The 15,585-nt window shown below is 48.6% G+C and carries 12 protein-coding genes; 7 read left to right on the top strand and 5 right to left on the bottom strand.

Going from position 1 to position 15,585, the window contains the following annotated elements; genetic code table 11:
* Nucleotides 1-61 precede the first annotated feature (61 nt).
* The 5 genes from LC508_RS04780 (at nt 62) to LC508_RS04800 (ending at nt 4,236) form a co-directional block, all read left to right on the top strand.
* Entirely contained in the window at nt 62-625 is a 564-nt protein-coding gene (locus LC508_RS04780; protein ID WP_033142271.1) for a TetR/AcrR family transcriptional regulator, read from the top strand.
* The gene (locus LC508_RS04785) at nt 609-2,642 is read left to right on the top strand and encodes a DHA2 family efflux MFS transporter permease subunit (RefSeq protein WP_103731771.1); all 2,034 of its coding nucleotides are present in this window, start codon (nt 609-611) and stop codon (nt 2,640-2,642) included. Before LC508_RS04780 ends, LC508_RS04785 begins: the two co-directional genes overlap by 17 nt.
* Before the next feature lie 107 nt (nt 2,643-2,749).
* Nucleotides 2,750-3,349: a TetR/AcrR family transcriptional regulator gene (locus LC508_RS04790; RefSeq protein ID WP_033142272.1), complete on the top strand. Its 600-nt coding sequence runs from the start codon at nt 2,750-2,752 to the stop codon at nt 3,347-3,349.
* Nucleotides 3,346-3,753, top strand: coding sequence for an FMN-binding protein (locus tag LC508_RS04795; protein ID WP_225305319.1), 408 nt, complete (start codon nt 3,346-3,348; stop codon nt 3,751-3,753). The genes LC508_RS04790 and LC508_RS04795 overlap by 4 nt, the downstream gene beginning before the upstream one ends.
* Nucleotides 3,754-3,756: 3 nt before the next feature.
* Complete coding sequence (locus LC508_RS04800) at nt 3,757-4,236, top strand: flavodoxin domain-containing protein (RefSeq protein WP_033142273.1); 480 nt, start codon at nt 3,757-3,759, stop codon at nt 4,234-4,236.
* Nucleotides 4,237-4,290: 54 nt separating this feature from the next.
* Here LC508_RS04800 and LC508_RS04805 read toward each other — a convergent pair whose 3' ends face one another.
* Together LC508_RS04805 and LC508_RS04810 are read right to left on the bottom strand one after the other, a co-directional pair.
* Nucleotides 4,291-4,911, bottom strand: coding sequence for a DUF4317 family protein (locus tag LC508_RS04805; protein ID WP_225305320.1), 621 nt, complete (start codon nt 4,909-4,911; stop codon nt 4,291-4,293).
* A gap of 102 nt (nt 4,912-5,013) precedes the next feature.
* Nucleotides 5,014-7,650: an EAL domain-containing protein gene (locus LC508_RS04810; protein WP_052099574.1), complete on the bottom strand. Its 2,637-nt coding sequence runs from the start codon at nt 7,648-7,650 to the stop codon at nt 5,014-5,016.
* 367 nt (nt 7,651-8,017) lie between these two features.
* Between LC508_RS04810 and LC508_RS04815 the strand changes: the two genes are divergently transcribed.
* Nucleotides 8,018-8,344: a winged helix-turn-helix transcriptional regulator gene (locus tag LC508_RS04815; RefSeq protein WP_033142275.1), complete on the top strand. Its 327-nt coding sequence runs from the start codon at nt 8,018-8,020 to the stop codon at nt 8,342-8,344.
* A gap of 95 nt (nt 8,345-8,439) precedes the next feature.
* On the opposite strand, the gene LC508_RS04820 is transcribed toward LC508_RS04815, so the two are convergent.
* From LC508_RS04820 to LC508_RS04830, 3 genes are all read right to left on the bottom strand, one after another.
* Entirely contained in the window at nt 8,440-8,835 is a 396-nt protein-coding gene (locus tag LC508_RS04820; RefSeq protein WP_054352664.1) for a pyridoxamine 5'-phosphate oxidase family protein, read from the bottom strand.
* Nucleotides 8,836-8,980: 145 nt separating this feature from the next.
* Nucleotides 8,981-10,171 (bottom strand): M28 family peptidase, encoded by a 1,191-nt coding sequence (locus tag LC508_RS04825; protein WP_033142277.1) that lies wholly within the window; start codon nt 10,169-10,171, stop codon nt 8,981-8,983.
* Nucleotides 10,172-10,302: 131 nt separating this feature from the next.
* Nucleotides 10,303-14,532, bottom strand: a complete 4,230-nt coding sequence (locus LC508_RS04830) for a DEAD/DEAH box helicase (protein ID WP_103731772.1) — start codon at nt 14,530-14,532, stop codon at nt 10,303-10,305.
* A 226-nt stretch (nt 14,533-14,758) separates the two neighbouring features.
* Between LC508_RS04830 and LC508_RS04835 the strand changes: the two genes are divergently transcribed.
* Entirely contained in the window at nt 14,759-15,574 is an 816-nt protein-coding gene (locus LC508_RS04835) for a MerR family transcriptional regulator (RefSeq protein WP_033142278.1), read from the top strand.
* Nucleotides 15,575-15,585 lie beyond the last annotated feature (11 nt).

The following is a 15,585-nucleotide window of genomic DNA, read 5'->3' on the forward strand; positions in this document are numbered from 1 at the left end:
AAACTTTTACATTTGTAAAACTTTTGCAGTCGTGCTATAATCATTTATGAGGTGAAAAACAATGATCAATAAAAACGCAACAAACCCAGCAGCACTCCGTTCCCGAAAGGCTCTGGCTACAGCTTTGGTAAGTCTCCTTCTGAATCATCCGTTAAAGGATATCAAAATTGAAGATATTACCAGAACCGCCGGGTTATCCCGGCAGACTTTTTACACGAATTTCAGCCAGAAAGAAGATATCCTGGAGCATGCCTTAAATGAGCTTTTTTTAATGTTTACCGGAAGTCTCCAAAGCCTGCCGGAAACAATAAATAAAATGCTGGCAGTCTATTTTGAATTCTGGAGCGGACACAAAAAATTTCTGTCAGTACTATTTGACAATCAGCTCTCTTACATTTTCGCAGCCAATAATATGTATCTTTTCAAAAATGAGTTTTCCTTCTATGCAAAGAATGTATCAAACTCACAGGAAGAACTGCCCTATTTGGAAAATTATCTGGCCGGACTTACCTTTCATATGCTCCGTACCTGGCAGCAAAACGACTGGAATGAAGATACCGAAATGATTGTACAAATTGCCTGCCGACTTTTGAAAGGGGATATTTTTAATGGAAAAGAATTATAAAAACAGGAAACTGATTATTGGAATTATCATTATTGGAGCTTTCATCAGTTCCCTAAACCAGACAGTCATGACTGCATCACTGCCTAAAATTATGACGGAATTCAATATAACTGCAGGCGTTGGGCAATGGCTTACAACAGGCTATCTGCTGTTTATGGGCGTCATGATACCTTGTACCGGATTTCTTATGGAACATTTTTCTTCTAAAAAACTATATTTGGTATCTGTTTCTTTATTTTTTATCGGGTGTGCGGCGGCCGCCTTTTCTCCCAATGTCTATCTGCTCCTTCTCTCCCGTATTATACAGGCTCTGGGAGCGGGGATTCTTCTTCCTCTTCCACAGGTGGTAGCATTTCGGCTGTATAAACCGGAAGAACGTGGGACAATTATGGGAATCGTAGGACTTACCACGGGATTTGCACCGGCTTTCGGTCCTACCTTTGCCGGATGGATCGCAGATCTCTTCGGATGGCGGACAATTTTTTATATTATGTGCGCTCTGGCTGCTTTCGGAATTATTTTGGCCATTGTCAAACTTCCAGGTGAAAAAATGCATGCCGAAGGGAAACTTGATATTATTTCCGTTATTTTATCTACGATTGGATTCTGCGGCCTTCTTACAGGTGTATCCAACCAGGGGAATTATGGTTTTTCTTCTCCTTTAACCATCGGTCCGCTGTTAGTGGGAATTATATGTGTTGCACTCTTTGCTGTCCGGCAGTTAAAACTTTCCTCCCCCCTTCTTGAGTTAAGGATATTCAAAAGTCACAATTTCACTCTGGGCACAATTCTTTTGATCTTTGCCTATGGTTCCATGCTTTCAGTCTCCACACTGATTCCTATTTATATTCAGAATTTAAGGCATTACTCTGCCACCATATCCGGTTTGGTTCTGCTTCCGGGTGCTCTTTTCTTAGCTTTCTTAAATCCTCTCTGCGGCAGAATACTGGATAAGAAAGGCCCTTATATTCTTTCTCTTGCAGGTCTTGCCCTTTTAGGGGGTGCAACATTGGGGCTTTCTTCTATCGGAGCAGAAACACCGCTTATAACAATCATAATTATCTATGCCTTCCGCATGCTCGGTGTTGTAGCTCTTCTGCAGCCCCTGCAGACCTGGGCTGTAAATTCTGTACAGTCTAAATACGTTGCCCACGGAACAGCGCTTATGAATACAGTACGCCAGGTAGGCGGCTCGATCATCAGTGCCCTTCTGGTAACTGTTATGTCTTCCTCTGCAAAAAGTCATGGAGATATAGCTGGAATTAAGACCTCTTTTCTTGTAACTTCCATTATTGTGTTTATTTCTTTTGCTGTCTGTGCTTTTTTAATGCACCCGAAAAGAACAGCAGGGAAAGAAACCGAAAACAAAGAAAAAGTTTCCTATGCACCAAAAAATCCACCCGAACATACGATCATTACCATCGCAAGGGAATATGGAAGCGGAGGCAGGGAAATCGGGCTGAAAACTGCCCAGGCTCTCGGCATACCCTTTTACGACAGGGAACTGATTGCCATGGAGGCAAGAGAATGCGGGTTGTCTGATAATTATGTAGAATCCTTTGAAGAAGGTGTCTCTTTCAGAAATACTGCGTGGGACTGGGCTGCTCAAAGCTATGGCACTTTCGAGACCCATCTTTTTAATACCGGAAATTTAAGCGAAGTAGACCTCCTCTATCAAGCTCAGAAAAGAGTTATCCAGCGGATTAGCCAGGAAGGTTCCTGTGTTATCATTGGTCGGTGCGCAGACTATATCTTAAAAGATTATCCCGGCTGCCTCCGTATCTTCATCTGCTCAGATTTAAATCAGAAAAGGCAGCGTATACAAAGTGAATATGGAATTGCTCCTGAAAAAACAGACATAACAATGAAAATAAAAGATGGGCAAAGAGCTTTTCACCACAAACGTTACACAGGCCAGGTCTGGGGAAATCCGTCCAACTATCATATGGTACTAAATAGTTCTCTGTTGGGAATAGACAGATGTGTACGGTTGATATTGGAAGGGATACATCAATAAACCGGTCAGAAAACTGTAATTGTAAACCATAATTCCATTGACAGATTCCCAAACGTATCATATAATTACGTTGTAAATATAATTAACACTGTTAATAGGAGGCGTATATGGGAATTAAAGAACGGCGTGACGTGGAAAAAGCGGAGATGAAGCAGAAAATCATGACTGCGGCCATAGAGATCATTGAGCAGGAGGGATATGAGAAGCTGTCCATCAGAAAAATAGCTTCCAGAATTGAATACTCTCCCACTACGATTTATCTCTATTATAAGGATAAGGCGGAGATCATCAAAGATATGGCCCAAAAGCTCTACGGCAAGGTAATGGATAATCTCTCCCAACAGGATACTGTGGTGTCTGCAGACCAGAAGGTACATAAGATGATGCGGATCTTTATCCAAACGCTCTGTGAGGAACCGGAAATGGTAAAAGCTGTCATGTTCAGCGGAGTGAATGTTATATTTGCAAATGACAGTACAGATGGAAAGCCCACCAACTCCGGAATCGCCATGTTCGACGAACTTCTTGCAGACGGAATCAAACAGGCAGTCTTCAGACCTGTGACCGCCGGACATTCTTGGATGATCGTCAGTGCAATGCTGGGATTTGTCATGAGCGCCATTGAAAATCAGACATATCTGCTCGCTGGTTTTGAACAGCTTACAGAGGATTTTGTGGGAATTTTATTAGGAGGTATAAAACTGTGAAAGCATCTTCCAAAGCCCGCAGGGGCATTTTACCAAAGCTGCTTGCAGGGGCAGGTATTGTGTTCGCTGTACTTCTGGGCATAATTTTTATTGTAATGCTGACACAAAAGCCTGAGAAAATGGAAATATCAAACATGGATATCTCATCTGTCAGTGACGGTACCTATGTTGGACGCGCTGACAATGGATTCGTTAAGGCCGCTGTTTCTGTTGAAGTCAGTGATGGGAAACTAAAGAGCATCACCATACTGGAACATGATACATTGTTGGGCAGACCGGGCGAAAAAATCATCGACGACATTGTCGAACAGCAGTCACTGGAGGTAGATGCGGTCAGTTCTGCCACATACAGCAGTGATACTATACGAAAAGCTGTAGAAAATGCTTTGAAAAAAGGAGAATAAGAAATGAATACAATGATTATTTACGCAAGCAGATATGGGTGTACCGCGGACTGTGCGCAGCAATTGAAATCCAGATTATCCGGTTCTGTATCTCTTACAGATATCGACCGGGTTTCCAAGAGCCCTGCTGACCTTAAAGATTTTGACACCATCATTTTGGGAAGTTCCATTTATATCGGCGCGGTATCAAAGAAAATGAAAGCATTTTGTAAGGCAAACGAATCATTGCTGAGCAGTAAAAAAATAGGAATTTTCCTCTGCTGCGGATTCCAGGAACAGTTTGAGGAATACCTGTCTTCAAATTTTCCGCCTTCCCTCAGAAAGAACGCGGTAATAAAGTGTTTTGGCGGTGAGGCCAGAACAGAGAAAATGAAGGCTTTTGACAAGCTGATCATGAAAGCGGCCATGAAGAGACGCGGGGAAACCCTGAAGATTTCTTCTGAGAATATAGAATGCTTTTCAAAAGCCATTCAGGTCCTGTAAGAAGAATACCCGCCGCGTTCTCTAAAGAAGGCCGGAATTCTGTAGCGGCAAAGATCACAGACCTAATATTTTCAACAATTCTAAATGGGGATGTCCGGTATCTGACTGAAATACGTCAATGTGGTCCACATCTGCGCTTCTGTCTGCAAAGGCAGGGAAAAGAAACCCACACTCCGGTTTACCCGGCTCATAGTCGCCCTCTAATGGGCAGATGGCGCAGATGATGTATTCAAACACTTCTTCTGACTCCCCTACCCTCTCATGATCCGCAGCTTTTACAGGCACATCATAACGGTCGTGGTAGACAAGGACCACGTAACCGTCGTTTGATTCATAGGATTCCGCGATCAGGTCGTAGAATGTCTCCATCAGCACGTCGTTTTTCAGACCGCAGGATTTCATTCCCATGAGGAGCTGGCGCATACTGCCCGCTTTCATGGAATCCTCCGGAAATCGGTATCGCTTTAGATTTTTATTGGTGGCGGAAAAGGGAATGGCCTTTGCGATTGCCAGGTTTTTCCCTTTATCGGATGGGGAAAGCTTCAGAAAATTTGTATTAAAAGTGCCGTCTATATCACCGTCCGCATCCATATAGCTGCCGGCAGCTCTTGTCATGGACGTTCTGGCTGGTGTCATGCGTCTGGTCAGTTCCAGCATATCCTCTCTGTTTATCATTTCGGTCTCCTTGTGAAGAATATATTTTCTATATATTCATATCACAATCCTGGTTTGTTCACAAGATGTTTTTTGAAGAAAAAAAGGAAACGGTCCGCAGGGTTAATCCCGCGAACCGTTTTGCCTGTCGTTCGATGAAGCCGGCAGGCCCGACTGGTGTCTGACGCAGCAGCCGCCTTTACCGTTTAGTTTAGCCTGGTATAAGGCTTTATCGGCCTGTGATATGATATTGTCAAGGGGGACATCATTGTTCCAGATGACTGCTCCGCAGGTACAGCTTATGGGTAACTGGTCTGTAAGCGCCGCGTTCTGGAATCCGCCGCAGATTTCCTCACCTTTTTTCAGCGCTGTCTCTTCAGAGCCCATCTGTCTCATGATGACAAGAAATTCATCGCCGCCGAACCGGGCCAGAATGTCATTGCTTCTTGTCCGGGCGTGGAGAAGGTCTCCGAATTTTTTCAAAAGACGGTCACCGAGGCTGTGTCCAAGCGTTTCATTTACCTGTTTTAAATTATCAATATCGAATAAAAAGACTGCCATGGGGGCATCTTCTTTTTTCATGATCCTTACCGCGGCATTGAGACCGCGGCGGTTTAGCAGTCCTGTCAGATAATCCCGGCAGGCATCCTCATGTAAGGTCTGCCTGCTCTCGTAAGACAGAGAGCGCTCCATGGCGTTTATGAGCCGTCTTTCTATTATTTTTGCAGAACAGGGTTTATATGCGAAGTCATCGGCACCCATCTCAACTGCCTGATCTTCTGTCCGTGGATCAGGCGGGGCTGTGGCGACCACAGGGATATTCCAGACCGCCTTTTCCCTCTGCAGAATTTCCAATACGGAAAAACCGCTGAGTTCCGGTAAGGTGAGGCTTAGAACGACACCGGAAAGCTCACGCTCATAGCGGACGATAAATCCCAGAGCTTCCTTTCCGGTAACCGCTTCTATGATCTTAAATCTGTTTCTCAGCAGACTGCAGATCTGGTTTCGGTACGCATCATCCTCCTCTGCCACGAGAATATATCCGGACAGGGATGTGCTGCCGAGGGAAGACGCTTCCGCCTCTGTTTCTTCCTTCGTGCTGTCCTGTCTCTTTAAGAGGGATTCAAATTCTTCACTGGGCATGGGCCGGGCAAAATAGTAGCCCTGTACATAGTCGCATCCGATTTCCTTCAGACGCTCCAGTTGTTCCCTGGTCTCCACGCCCTCTGCCACCACCCGCAGATCCATCCAGCGTGCAAGCCCCATGATAAAACCGAGAATGCCCTGATCCATGGGCTTTGCTGTCTCGCTTTGGATAAATTTCATATCCAGCTTCAGGATATCAAGCGGGAGCTGGTTCAGCATGTTCAGGGAGGAGTAGCCGCTTCCGAAGTCATCCATCTCGATAATGAATCCCAGTTCACGCAGATGGCGGACTGTGGAGATGATCTGGTCAGGATCCTCCGTATAGGCACTCTCTGTGATCTCCAGATGAAGGCGTGAAGGCGCAAGACCGTATCTGCTGACCATCTTCAGGAGGACATCAGCCAGATCCACCTGATAGATATCTGCCCTGGATACATTGACTGAGACAGGAATGGGCGGATAACCTATGCTGTCCCATTTCTGTAAGATGGCACAGGTCTTTTCCCAGACATACTGGTCAAGGTTGGTGATAAAGCCGTTCCGTTCAAAGAGCGGAATAAATGCCGCCGGGGACTGAAAGCCCCATTTGGGATGTTCCCAGCGCACGAGAGCCTCCGCGCCGGCCAGCCGCTCTGTGCTGATGCTGTATTTCGGCTGCAGATAGACAATAAACTGCTCCTCTGCCAGCGCGTTTTCCATAACATCCGTGATAGCCTGTTCGTGGAGCATTTGGTTGCGCAGGTCATCGTCATATTTGGAATAATACTTTCCGTATTGTCCTTTGATTTTCCGCGCAGCCAGAAGGGCGCGGTCGCACATCTGTTCCACCGGCAGTAAGCGGTCTTCAACCGCATAGATACCCCATTTCATCACAATGCTGCGCATACTGCCGGTTTTACTGATCTGTGCGCCTGCCTGTATGAAAAATTCATCCCGGTAATCCTCCCGGTGTTTCATCAGACAGGCAAACTGGTCCGCGTGGAGACGGCCGCAGATTCCTTCCTCTCCCACCAGTCCTGTGTACATATCAGCCACGCTGCACAGCAGTCTGTCCCCGGCAGGTGTTCCGAATATGTCATTGACCAGTTTGAAATTCTCAATATCGGAGCATACGATATCGTACTCCTGGTCAGGGGTCTGTTCCAGGGTTTCTCTGACCCGCTGATAGAAGAATTCTTTGCTGTATAGACCGGTAAGCCTGTCGAACTGAAACTGATTGATGATAGCGGCAGTCTCCCGCAGACGGATGATGCTTGCGACCCGGCGCAGGATCGCCTGGGGATTATAGGGCTTTGTCACAAACTCCGTTGCACCGCTGGAGAGGGCCGCGATCTCATCTGTCTCGCTGTCACTCTGTGTTGCCACGATCACGGGGATGGACGCGTAGGAGGGATTTTTTTCTATAATGGAAAGGAAGGTATGCCCATCCATGACAGGCATAATGATATCCAGCAGAATCAGGGAAATCTCCTCTTTGCATTCCTGCAGAACCCCAAGCGCCTCTTGTCCGTTCTCTGCTTCCAGGACCGTATATTCAGGAGTCAGAATTTCACATAACATCATTCGATTGATAGCATTATCTTCTACTACCAGTATATTTTTTTTGGATCTCATTCCATCGTTCCTCTTACCTCTCCGGCTGACTGCCTATCACAACAGTTATTATATTAGTATTGAGCAGTCTGTGGTTTCTGCAGAATGCGGTCCACTATGCTCACGTGTGTTCCAGATTATTTTAACATGTGACCATTTCTTTATCAAGAAAATAATCAGAGGTTCTTCGTTTTGACAGCAAAAAAAGAGCGGTACTGTCCAGTAACAGTATAACTCTTTGGAGCGGGTACCGTCAATTGCGGCTGGTATCTTTTTGATACTAGAATACTTCCCGGTGCCTTCTTGCATTTTCCCGGGGGCAGTATATAATGAAAATAAATATTGATTAATGTCTGTACATACTTTTACATACCAAGGAGATGTTTCCATGAATCAGGAAAAGAAAATACCGGACTGTCCGGTGGAAATGACGCTGCAGCTTATTGGGGATAAATGGAAGGTGCTCATTATCCGGGATCTGCTGACAGGAACAAAAAGATTTAGTGAACTGATGCGTTCGGTTTCCGGTATCACCCAGAAAGTGCTGACCAGCCATCTGCGCAATATGGAGGCGGACGGGCTTCTCACCAGGAAGGTGTACCCGGAAGTTCCGCCCAAAGTGGAATATACCCTCACGGAAACGGGATACAGTCTGAAACCGATTCTGGATTCCATGGTGACCTGGGGGACAAATTATAAGAATCATCTGGATTAGGTAACTGCGTTTTTCAGAGACCAAAAAAGAGCCGTTTTATCCGAATCTTTTTTGATCTCTGTTAAGGCAAAAGCGGAGTCTTGTCAAAGAAATTTTCAGAATTCATAAGGCGGATTGCCGGAGAAGTCCGCGATCACGCCATGGGGTTCTTCCAGATAGAATACCACGAAGATCGGATTGTCCGCAGTATTGTACTGGCCTTTTACAATGGGATTGGCCATGCAGGCCTCTTTTACTTTCATATTGTTCTCAAAGACTGCTTTGCCGTGCAGGCGGAGCCAGGTGTATGACGCGTCGGAGACAGTAACCTCTATCTCAGGGTTCGCCTGCATATCTTTGTACACTTCTTTTGTAGTGTTGGTGCAGAACCAGAGTTTTCCCTTTTTCTCAAAGCAGAACATGAAGGGGCGGCATTTTGCCTTGCCGTCTCTGCCGACAGTTGCCAGATACTGTACCGGGTTTGCCTGTAAAAATTCCACTACTCTTTTCATTTTGTTCCATCCTCTCTGAAATGTTGTATTTGCCGGATTGTTCCTGTCCTTTGTTTGAAGCGGCCGCTTCTTATATGTTTATCATAAGGCAGTGAAAGGATTTTGCAAAGTATGCACTTTAAAGTGGGATAGGCACCGGGAGGTGTTATAGTATCTGTTCGATACTGCCGCCGCAAAGCAGGGTGTGGAGAAAATTTACAAGAGCCTCCAGTTTATTGGTATCAATCAAGTCCGGCGTATCGTGTTCCGTGTGAAGAATGCGCTCTGCCAGTCCGAATATGTTGCCGGAGGTAACAGAGACTGCGGGAACACCGGAAAAAGAAAACAGGGTGTGGTCTCCCTGAGGCCATGGCTCGATCTGTTCAAATCCATCAAGGTCTGCCGCGCAGCCGGAAATACAGCTCATCAGATTTTGGGGACACTCGTAAAACGAGTATGCAGTGCTCTGCCCTTTCGCGCCCACGCCGTCCAGATTGAACGCGCAGATATATTCCTTTGGAGAAGAAAGGTAAGAGGAAAGATACATCATTTCTCCGGGGGTGGAATAATAGTCTTCACCGTTAAAGAGTACAAATTCAATGCGGTATGGCAGCTCCTGCCCTGAAAGATGCTCTGCCAGTGCAAGAAGCACAGCCACTCCGGATGCGTTGTCCAGGGCACCCGGGGTTCCCGGCCTGGTATCAATATGTGCTGAGACACAGACCTTTTGTCTGCCGCCTCCGTAGACGGCAAGGATGTTGGCGGCCTTTGCGGAGTGTCTTTTTGTGTTCAGAGTCAGTGATACAGAAAGACCGCTTTTAAGCAGCGGAAGGTGTTTCGGAAGGATCACGGCACATGGAACCTGAAAGTCTCCGTCCTCAATAACCGGAACGAATTGTTCAGGGGAAAGGCTTAAGGTCAGCACAGCTTTTGCTCCGCCCCTTTCCAGCAGGGAGATAGTTTCTCTGTGCTCGTCGGGATTCCAGAACACAAAGCTTTTCGGCATCAGCGGCTCTGCTGCCAGCTCACCGCACAGTACCACTATTTTCCCGGCAGCAGGTGCGCTGCGAAGCTCATCCAGGGAGCGGATGCAGAGAAGTTCTCCCTGCACGCTGCAGGGAAGTGAAAACGGTGCCGGGGCTGTGGGGATATCTTGTCCGTCAACTGTGAGCGTACTGCCGTTTTCTGTCCAGTCCATACAGTCAAATTCCTGTTTTGTAACGTTAAGGCCGGCGTCAGCGAATACTCTGCCGGCATATGCGGCTGCCTTCTGATTGGCCTTTGAGCCTGTGGGTCTTGCGCCGATTTCTCTGCAGAGTGTGTTCAGGTGACCTTCTATCTTTTTTTGTATCTCCATTTCTGTGACCTCCTCGTTTTTCGTTTGATCCATTTGCTTTGTCAAGTGTAACATTTTCATAAAAAAATGCCTCGACTTTATTTGCTGAATCTGCCGGCAGGATAATGGTTCTAAGAGGTCAGGAATATCCCTTATCGGTATAAGACATAGTCCATCATTTCCCGGCTAAAGCCTGCATCTTTTAAAGCGTCACCTGCATATGCCGGGTATTCTTTTATGAGAAGCCTTTTCTTTTCCGGAAAGACGGCCTTTTCCCTGAACGCGCGGACAAATTCTTTCAGTACAGCAGCTATATCCGCATGCTCCAGTATCCGCAGGATTTTTCCCTGCCGTTCCAGCACCATGACGGGAATTCCGCCGCGAAGCGCCACGGCAGTGCCGGGAACATTGAGAAAAGAACGGCCCTCCGGATGCTCCAGCACCTTTCCCCAGAGCTGTGCGGGGTCTGATGCGTTCAGCCAGATGATCTGCTCTTCCGGATGTGCCAGAGCCTGTACGATCCCCTTATAATCCTGTTTTCGTATAAACTGGGCGCCGGAGAGTCCCCGCACAAAATACCCTCTTCTCACCTGGCCCGTGAACTCCCAGATACGGAGCACCTCCAGCGCCTGTTTCCAGTCAGGCGCGGATTCCTGGCAAAGGTCTGCGTGAAGAGAGAGGGAACGCCGGAAGGTTTCCCTGCACAGAATGATATTTTCACGGAAAAAGGTTTCCAGAAGTTCTTCCGTGGACGGGGTCTTCAGGGGGTGAATGATATCCCAACGTCCTGCGGACAGAGCGGTGATCCTGGCATTGACACGCTGTCTTGCCGCTGCCTTTTGGATCTTATCCCTGTTCAGCCACTGTCTTACCGGGATAAAGCTGTCCGCGCACACCAGTCCCTTTTGGGCCAGCTCCATGAGCAGGCTGCGCACATCTTTGGATACAGAGATATTGGTCAGTGCTTTTAGAAAGCTGGCACCGCGGCGGCGCAGTTCCCGGTAAAGGATTTGTTCCTCCTGGTCTTCGGAAGAAATCTCTTCAGCAGGCGGGGTGTCCCAGTCAATCTCATCATATTTGAGGAAACAGAGCATGCCCTGAGGCAGCATCTTCCAGAAGTAGTCCCCTTCTGTCAAGATACGGTCAAGAAGCCCTTCGCTGTATCTGCGGACTCTACCGGCTAGGATAATGTTCTCCCAGAAGGTGACCGGGAATCCCTGACCGCAGAAAAGTTCTATGGTCTGCTTCAGCTGCTCTTCCGGTGAGGCATTTATGAGGATTCTGCCTGCCGCCAGTGCCGCGTAATGTTCCGGCGGCTGTGTGACCGCCTCTGTGCGTAAACTGCGGATCGTAGCATTTCTGGCCCGGTCATAGAGTTTGGCGTGGTAATACAGGCCCTTGTCCTCTGTCAGCTCCTTCTGGCTGCACAGTGTTTCCAGCCACTTCAGAATACAGTCCTGATCCGGCAGATAACGCTCCTGAACCTGTGCGGCGGTCTGGGGTCCCCGGTAGTACAGCATTCGCCGGATGATATGCATCCCTTCCTCTTCGTCCAGTTCAAGGAGTGTACGTTTATATTCCTCAAACTGTTCTGCCGCAATCCACAGTCCCGGTTCCAGATATTCCGCCAGTCCCCGGGCTGCCAGCTCCTCCAGCCAGACTGATATGCTGCCGGATTCAGGTGTCCCTGTGTATAGATCATGCAGCTCAGGGGCTGTTATATCACCTTCCATCATCAGAAAGGTATGCAGCTCTGCGGCGTCACCGGGCAGTTTTCTGCGCTCCTGTACTTTTTTGAGTGCTTCTGCCGAGGGCTTCAATTTTTCAATATAGCGCAGTTCATCGTACACAGCCTGCCGGATGCCCGGTGTGGTTGGGGAATATTCGTACATCTCCTCAGCCTCCACGCGCCACTGCATGGGCAGAGACATGGGGGAAGGACTGTCCAGATATACCTCTCTTACAGCAATCTGCCCGCTCTGCACAGCATGGAGGATGTCAAGCATGCCTTGTATATCCCACTGATCCTCCAGGCATTCCCTCCGGGTTTCACGGATCAGGGGATGGTCTTTTTCCTGTATGAGAGATTCCAGCATTTCCGTACTGCGGAGGCGCTGCATCCAGAGCGGCTGCCTTCCGTTTCGTCTCATCCCCATCATCAGGGCCCTGGCCGCATTATAACGGAATGTCATGTTAAAGACAGGGGTTGCCGGAAGCATGGCCTCCAGGATCTCCCGCACCTTATTCACGTCTACGGAAAAAAGGAGTCCCTCCGGCAGTACATTTTCCCCATAGGGATACAGAAGGATGCCGTCTTCCTCCTCCACACTTCCCACAGGATTTCCCGTTAATTTCTGTGCGGTATCCTGCAGAAGAAGAGAAAGGGGGGTGTTGATCCTTTTTCCGAAGAGCGCGTGCAGCATGATCTGACAGCTTCCTGTGGAATCCCTGAAATGTTCCACTACGATAGTCTTATCGTCGGGCAGGATTCCGGTGGCTTCAAGCTGACGCTGTAAAAAACCGGAAGTATTTTCACAGGCAGCCCGGTCAAGTCCCAGATGTTCCAGTTCCTCCGTCAGTGTTCCCCTGCGCTCCGCCTCTGCCAATGTTCTCATGATCCTTCCGAATGCCAGGCTGGTCCCAAGGCTGCGTCCCCTGATCTCTCCCTTCCAGAAGGGAAGCCTTGCACCCTCCGTACCTGACTGGGTCACCACCACGGTATCCTTATCCTGGCTTACGATCTTCCAGGCAAAGGAGCCCAGCAGGAACCGGTCGCCAAGCTGTGATTCGTAGACAAACTCCTCATCCAGCTCGCCTACTTTAACACCGTCCTCCGTCCGGGCTGTGTACATGCCCTTGTCCGGTATGGTGCCTCCTGCTGCCACGGCCAGCATTCTGCTGTAGGTATCAGCAAATACCTGCTCATGCAGCCTGTCGTACAGAATCCTGGGACGCACGGGGATCTCTCTTCTGTGTTCATAATCACCTGCCAGCATGGCCAGAACGGCTTTTACGTCCTCCCTGGTGACAGAGCGGAAGGTATAAGTGCGGGCAAGGATCTCCATCACTTCATCAATAGTATACGCCGTACAGGGAATCCCGCCGGAGCCCTTGCCTGGCTCCTGATCTTTCGCTGTGGCCGCCATGGAGACCAGATGCTGTGCCAGTACATCCAGGCACATGCAGGGAGGGCTGGCCTGCTCGATGCCTCCCTGTCTGGCAGCCTGGGCAGTCATGCCGCAGTACAGGGTTTCAGAGGCAGTACGGGGGTACATATACATGACACTGACCCGCCCCGGATTGTGCCCGGCGCGGCCAAGGCGCTGCATGGTACTGGATATGGTGCGGGGACAGCCAATCTGCAGTACCTGGTCAATGTCACCCACGTCAATGCCCAGCTCCATGGAGGAGGTAGCGCAGAGCAGGCGCAGATTTCCCCTGCGCAGGGCATCTTCTGATTCTGCCCGCTGCTCTTTTGACAGACTGCCGTGGTGTACACGGGCAAAATCTTCACCCCCAAGCTGATTTACATAGTAGGCCAGCTTTTCTGCGTATCTGCGCCCTTCGGAGAAGGCAATGACACTGCGGCACTGCATACAGCGGCTGTATACCTTCTCCGCCAGTTCTTCCCAGACGGGGTCTTTTCTTCTTCCCGGGGCCTGGGTAATGCCGATCACCTCGATCTGTACCGCTTTCGGCATATGGGGCGCAACCATATGTGCCGGTTCGGGAGACAGATAATCGGCTGCCGTCTGCAGCGGTTCTATGGTGGCGGACAAGCCAATCCTCTGCAGAGGCGCTTTACAGAGACGGTCCAGTCTGGCGGCAGACAGCATCAGGTGGGCGCCTCGTTTTGTGTCAATGAGAGCATGGAGTTCGTCGATGACCAGTGCTCTGGCTGTCTTAAGAACCGTCCGCCCGGTCCGGCTGGTCAGCATCAGATACAGGGATTCCGGTGTGATGATGAGGATATGGGGCGGGTGTTTTACCATGCGCTGCCGTTCCTTCTGGGGTGTGTCCCCGGTCCGGATGCCCACGTTGATCCTGCCGGCGCCCTCGCCGCCCGTAAAAGCGCTGATGCCGTCCAGGGGTCTGTTTAAATTCTCCCGTATATCACCGGCGAGAGATTTAAGCGGTGAGACATAGATCAAGTACAGCTCCTCTTTCAATTCCCCTTTTCCTGCCAGATCCTGCAGGCGGTCGATAAATACCAGAAAAGCCGACAGTGTCTTGCCGGTACCTGTGGGTGCGCTGATCAGAACAGGACCTCCGCTCTGTATGGCAGGCCAGGCTTCCTGCTGCACTTTTGTGGGCTGTCCGAAGGCCTGTCTGAACCAGGAGGCTGTGGGCTGTGTAAATATATGCAGGCTGTCTTGTGTCATATCGTTCATCTGTTTATCCTCTCAAATCCCTGTTTTTAACCGTAAGCGTATATAAATGTATCAGTCTTCTGCTGTGATTGTACACCAAAATGGGATGCAGGTGTAGGGTTTTAGTGGCTTTTTTCTGTAGTTTTGATATATAATGGTTACGGTTCCTGTGCACAAAAGGAACAGGATAGATACCATACACGTACACGTGCAGAGAAAAAGGATAAGGAGAACAGATTTGAAAGAAGGATATTATTTGATCGGTGAGGTGAGTAAGATCACCGGAATATCAAAGGACACCCTGCATTTTTATAACAAGATCGGTCTGCTGGTCCCGGATTACATAGATGAAAAGAATCAATACCGCTATTACTCCCGCTGGAATCTGTGGCAGCTTGACATCATAACCACATGCCGTAAATTAAGTGTGCCGCTTGATAAAGTAAAGCAGATCCTGGACTTTCATGACAACGGCAGGATCACGCAGCTTCTTTTGGATTACAGAAATGAAGCCCTCCGTCTGAGCAGATATTATCAGCAGGTAGCAGAGGATATCCTGTGGTATGACGAGGAAAACAAAAGGGTTTCCGCTGCCATCCATTCGGATAAGGTACAAAAGAAGTGGCTGAAGGGGGAGACCGTGATCGCGGGCACTATGACAAGGGACGGCACCTCCTACCATGCAAACCTTCAGGCAGCCGCCAGGGATGAACTCAGGTATGCAGATACCATACAGCGGAAATACGGATATATCCTGGATATAGACGAGATGAGGGCCGGAAATATATACAAATGCAGTGAGTATCTGAAGATTGCGGACAGCAGCTATTCCCATGTAAGCCCGGAAAACCTCCATGTGATGCCCTCAGGGGAATATGCGGTCTGTATAGTCCGTATCATACGGGAGTCTGCGGATTTCGGCCCGCTTTTTTCCTGGATGAAAGAAAACGGATACACAACGGATGCGGTCTATGCAGATGAGCTGGGGCTGCAGCTTTTTGACTATATCGACGACTATTACTGTGAAATAAAAGCCCATTTGAAAAAAATATAAAATAACACTTG

The sequence above is a fragment of the Blautia parvula genome (genome assembly GCF_020215665.1).
In the GTDB taxonomy this organism is placed as follows: domain Bacteria; phylum Bacillota; class Clostridia; order Lachnospirales; family Lachnospiraceae; genus Blautia; species Blautia celeris.

What these genes read in the sequence shown, in the direction of transcription:
- LC508_RS04780 (WP_033142271.1), top strand. Translation starts at nt 62, where the DNA reads ATGATCAATAAAAACGCAACAAACCCAGCAGCACTCCGTTCCCGAAAG.
- LC508_RS04785 (WP_103731771.1), top strand. Translation starts at nt 609, where the DNA reads ATGGAAAAGAATTATAAAAACAGGAAACTGATTATTGGAATTATCATT.
- LC508_RS04790 (WP_033142272.1), top strand. Translation starts at nt 2,750, where the DNA reads ATGGGAATTAAAGAACGGCGTGACGTGGAAAAAGCGGAGATGAAGCAG.
- LC508_RS04800 (WP_033142273.1), top strand. Translation starts at nt 3,757, where the DNA reads ATGAATACAATGATTATTTACGCAAGCAGATATGGGTGTACCGCGGAC.
- LC508_RS04805 (WP_225305320.1), bottom strand. Translation starts at nt 4,911, where the DNA reads ATGATAAACAGAGAGGATATGCTGGAACTGACCAGACGCATGACACCA.
- LC508_RS04810 (WP_052099574.1), bottom strand. Translation starts at nt 7,650, where the DNA reads ATGAGATCCAAAAAAAATATACTGGTAGTAGAAGATAATGCTATCAAT.
- LC508_RS04815 (WP_033142275.1), top strand. Translation starts at nt 8,018, where the DNA reads ATGAATCAGGAAAAGAAAATACCGGACTGTCCGGTGGAAATGACGCTG.
- LC508_RS04820 (WP_054352664.1), bottom strand. Translation starts at nt 8,835, where the DNA reads ATGAAAAGAGTAGTGGAATTTTTACAGGCAAACCCGGTACAGTATCTG.
- LC508_RS04825 (WP_033142277.1), bottom strand. Translation starts at nt 10,171, where the DNA reads ATGGAGATACAAAAAAAGATAGAAGGTCACCTGAACACACTCTGCAGA.
- LC508_RS04830 (WP_103731772.1), bottom strand. Translation starts at nt 14,532, where the DNA reads ATGACACAAGACAGCCTGCATATATTTACACAGCCCACAGCCTCCTGG.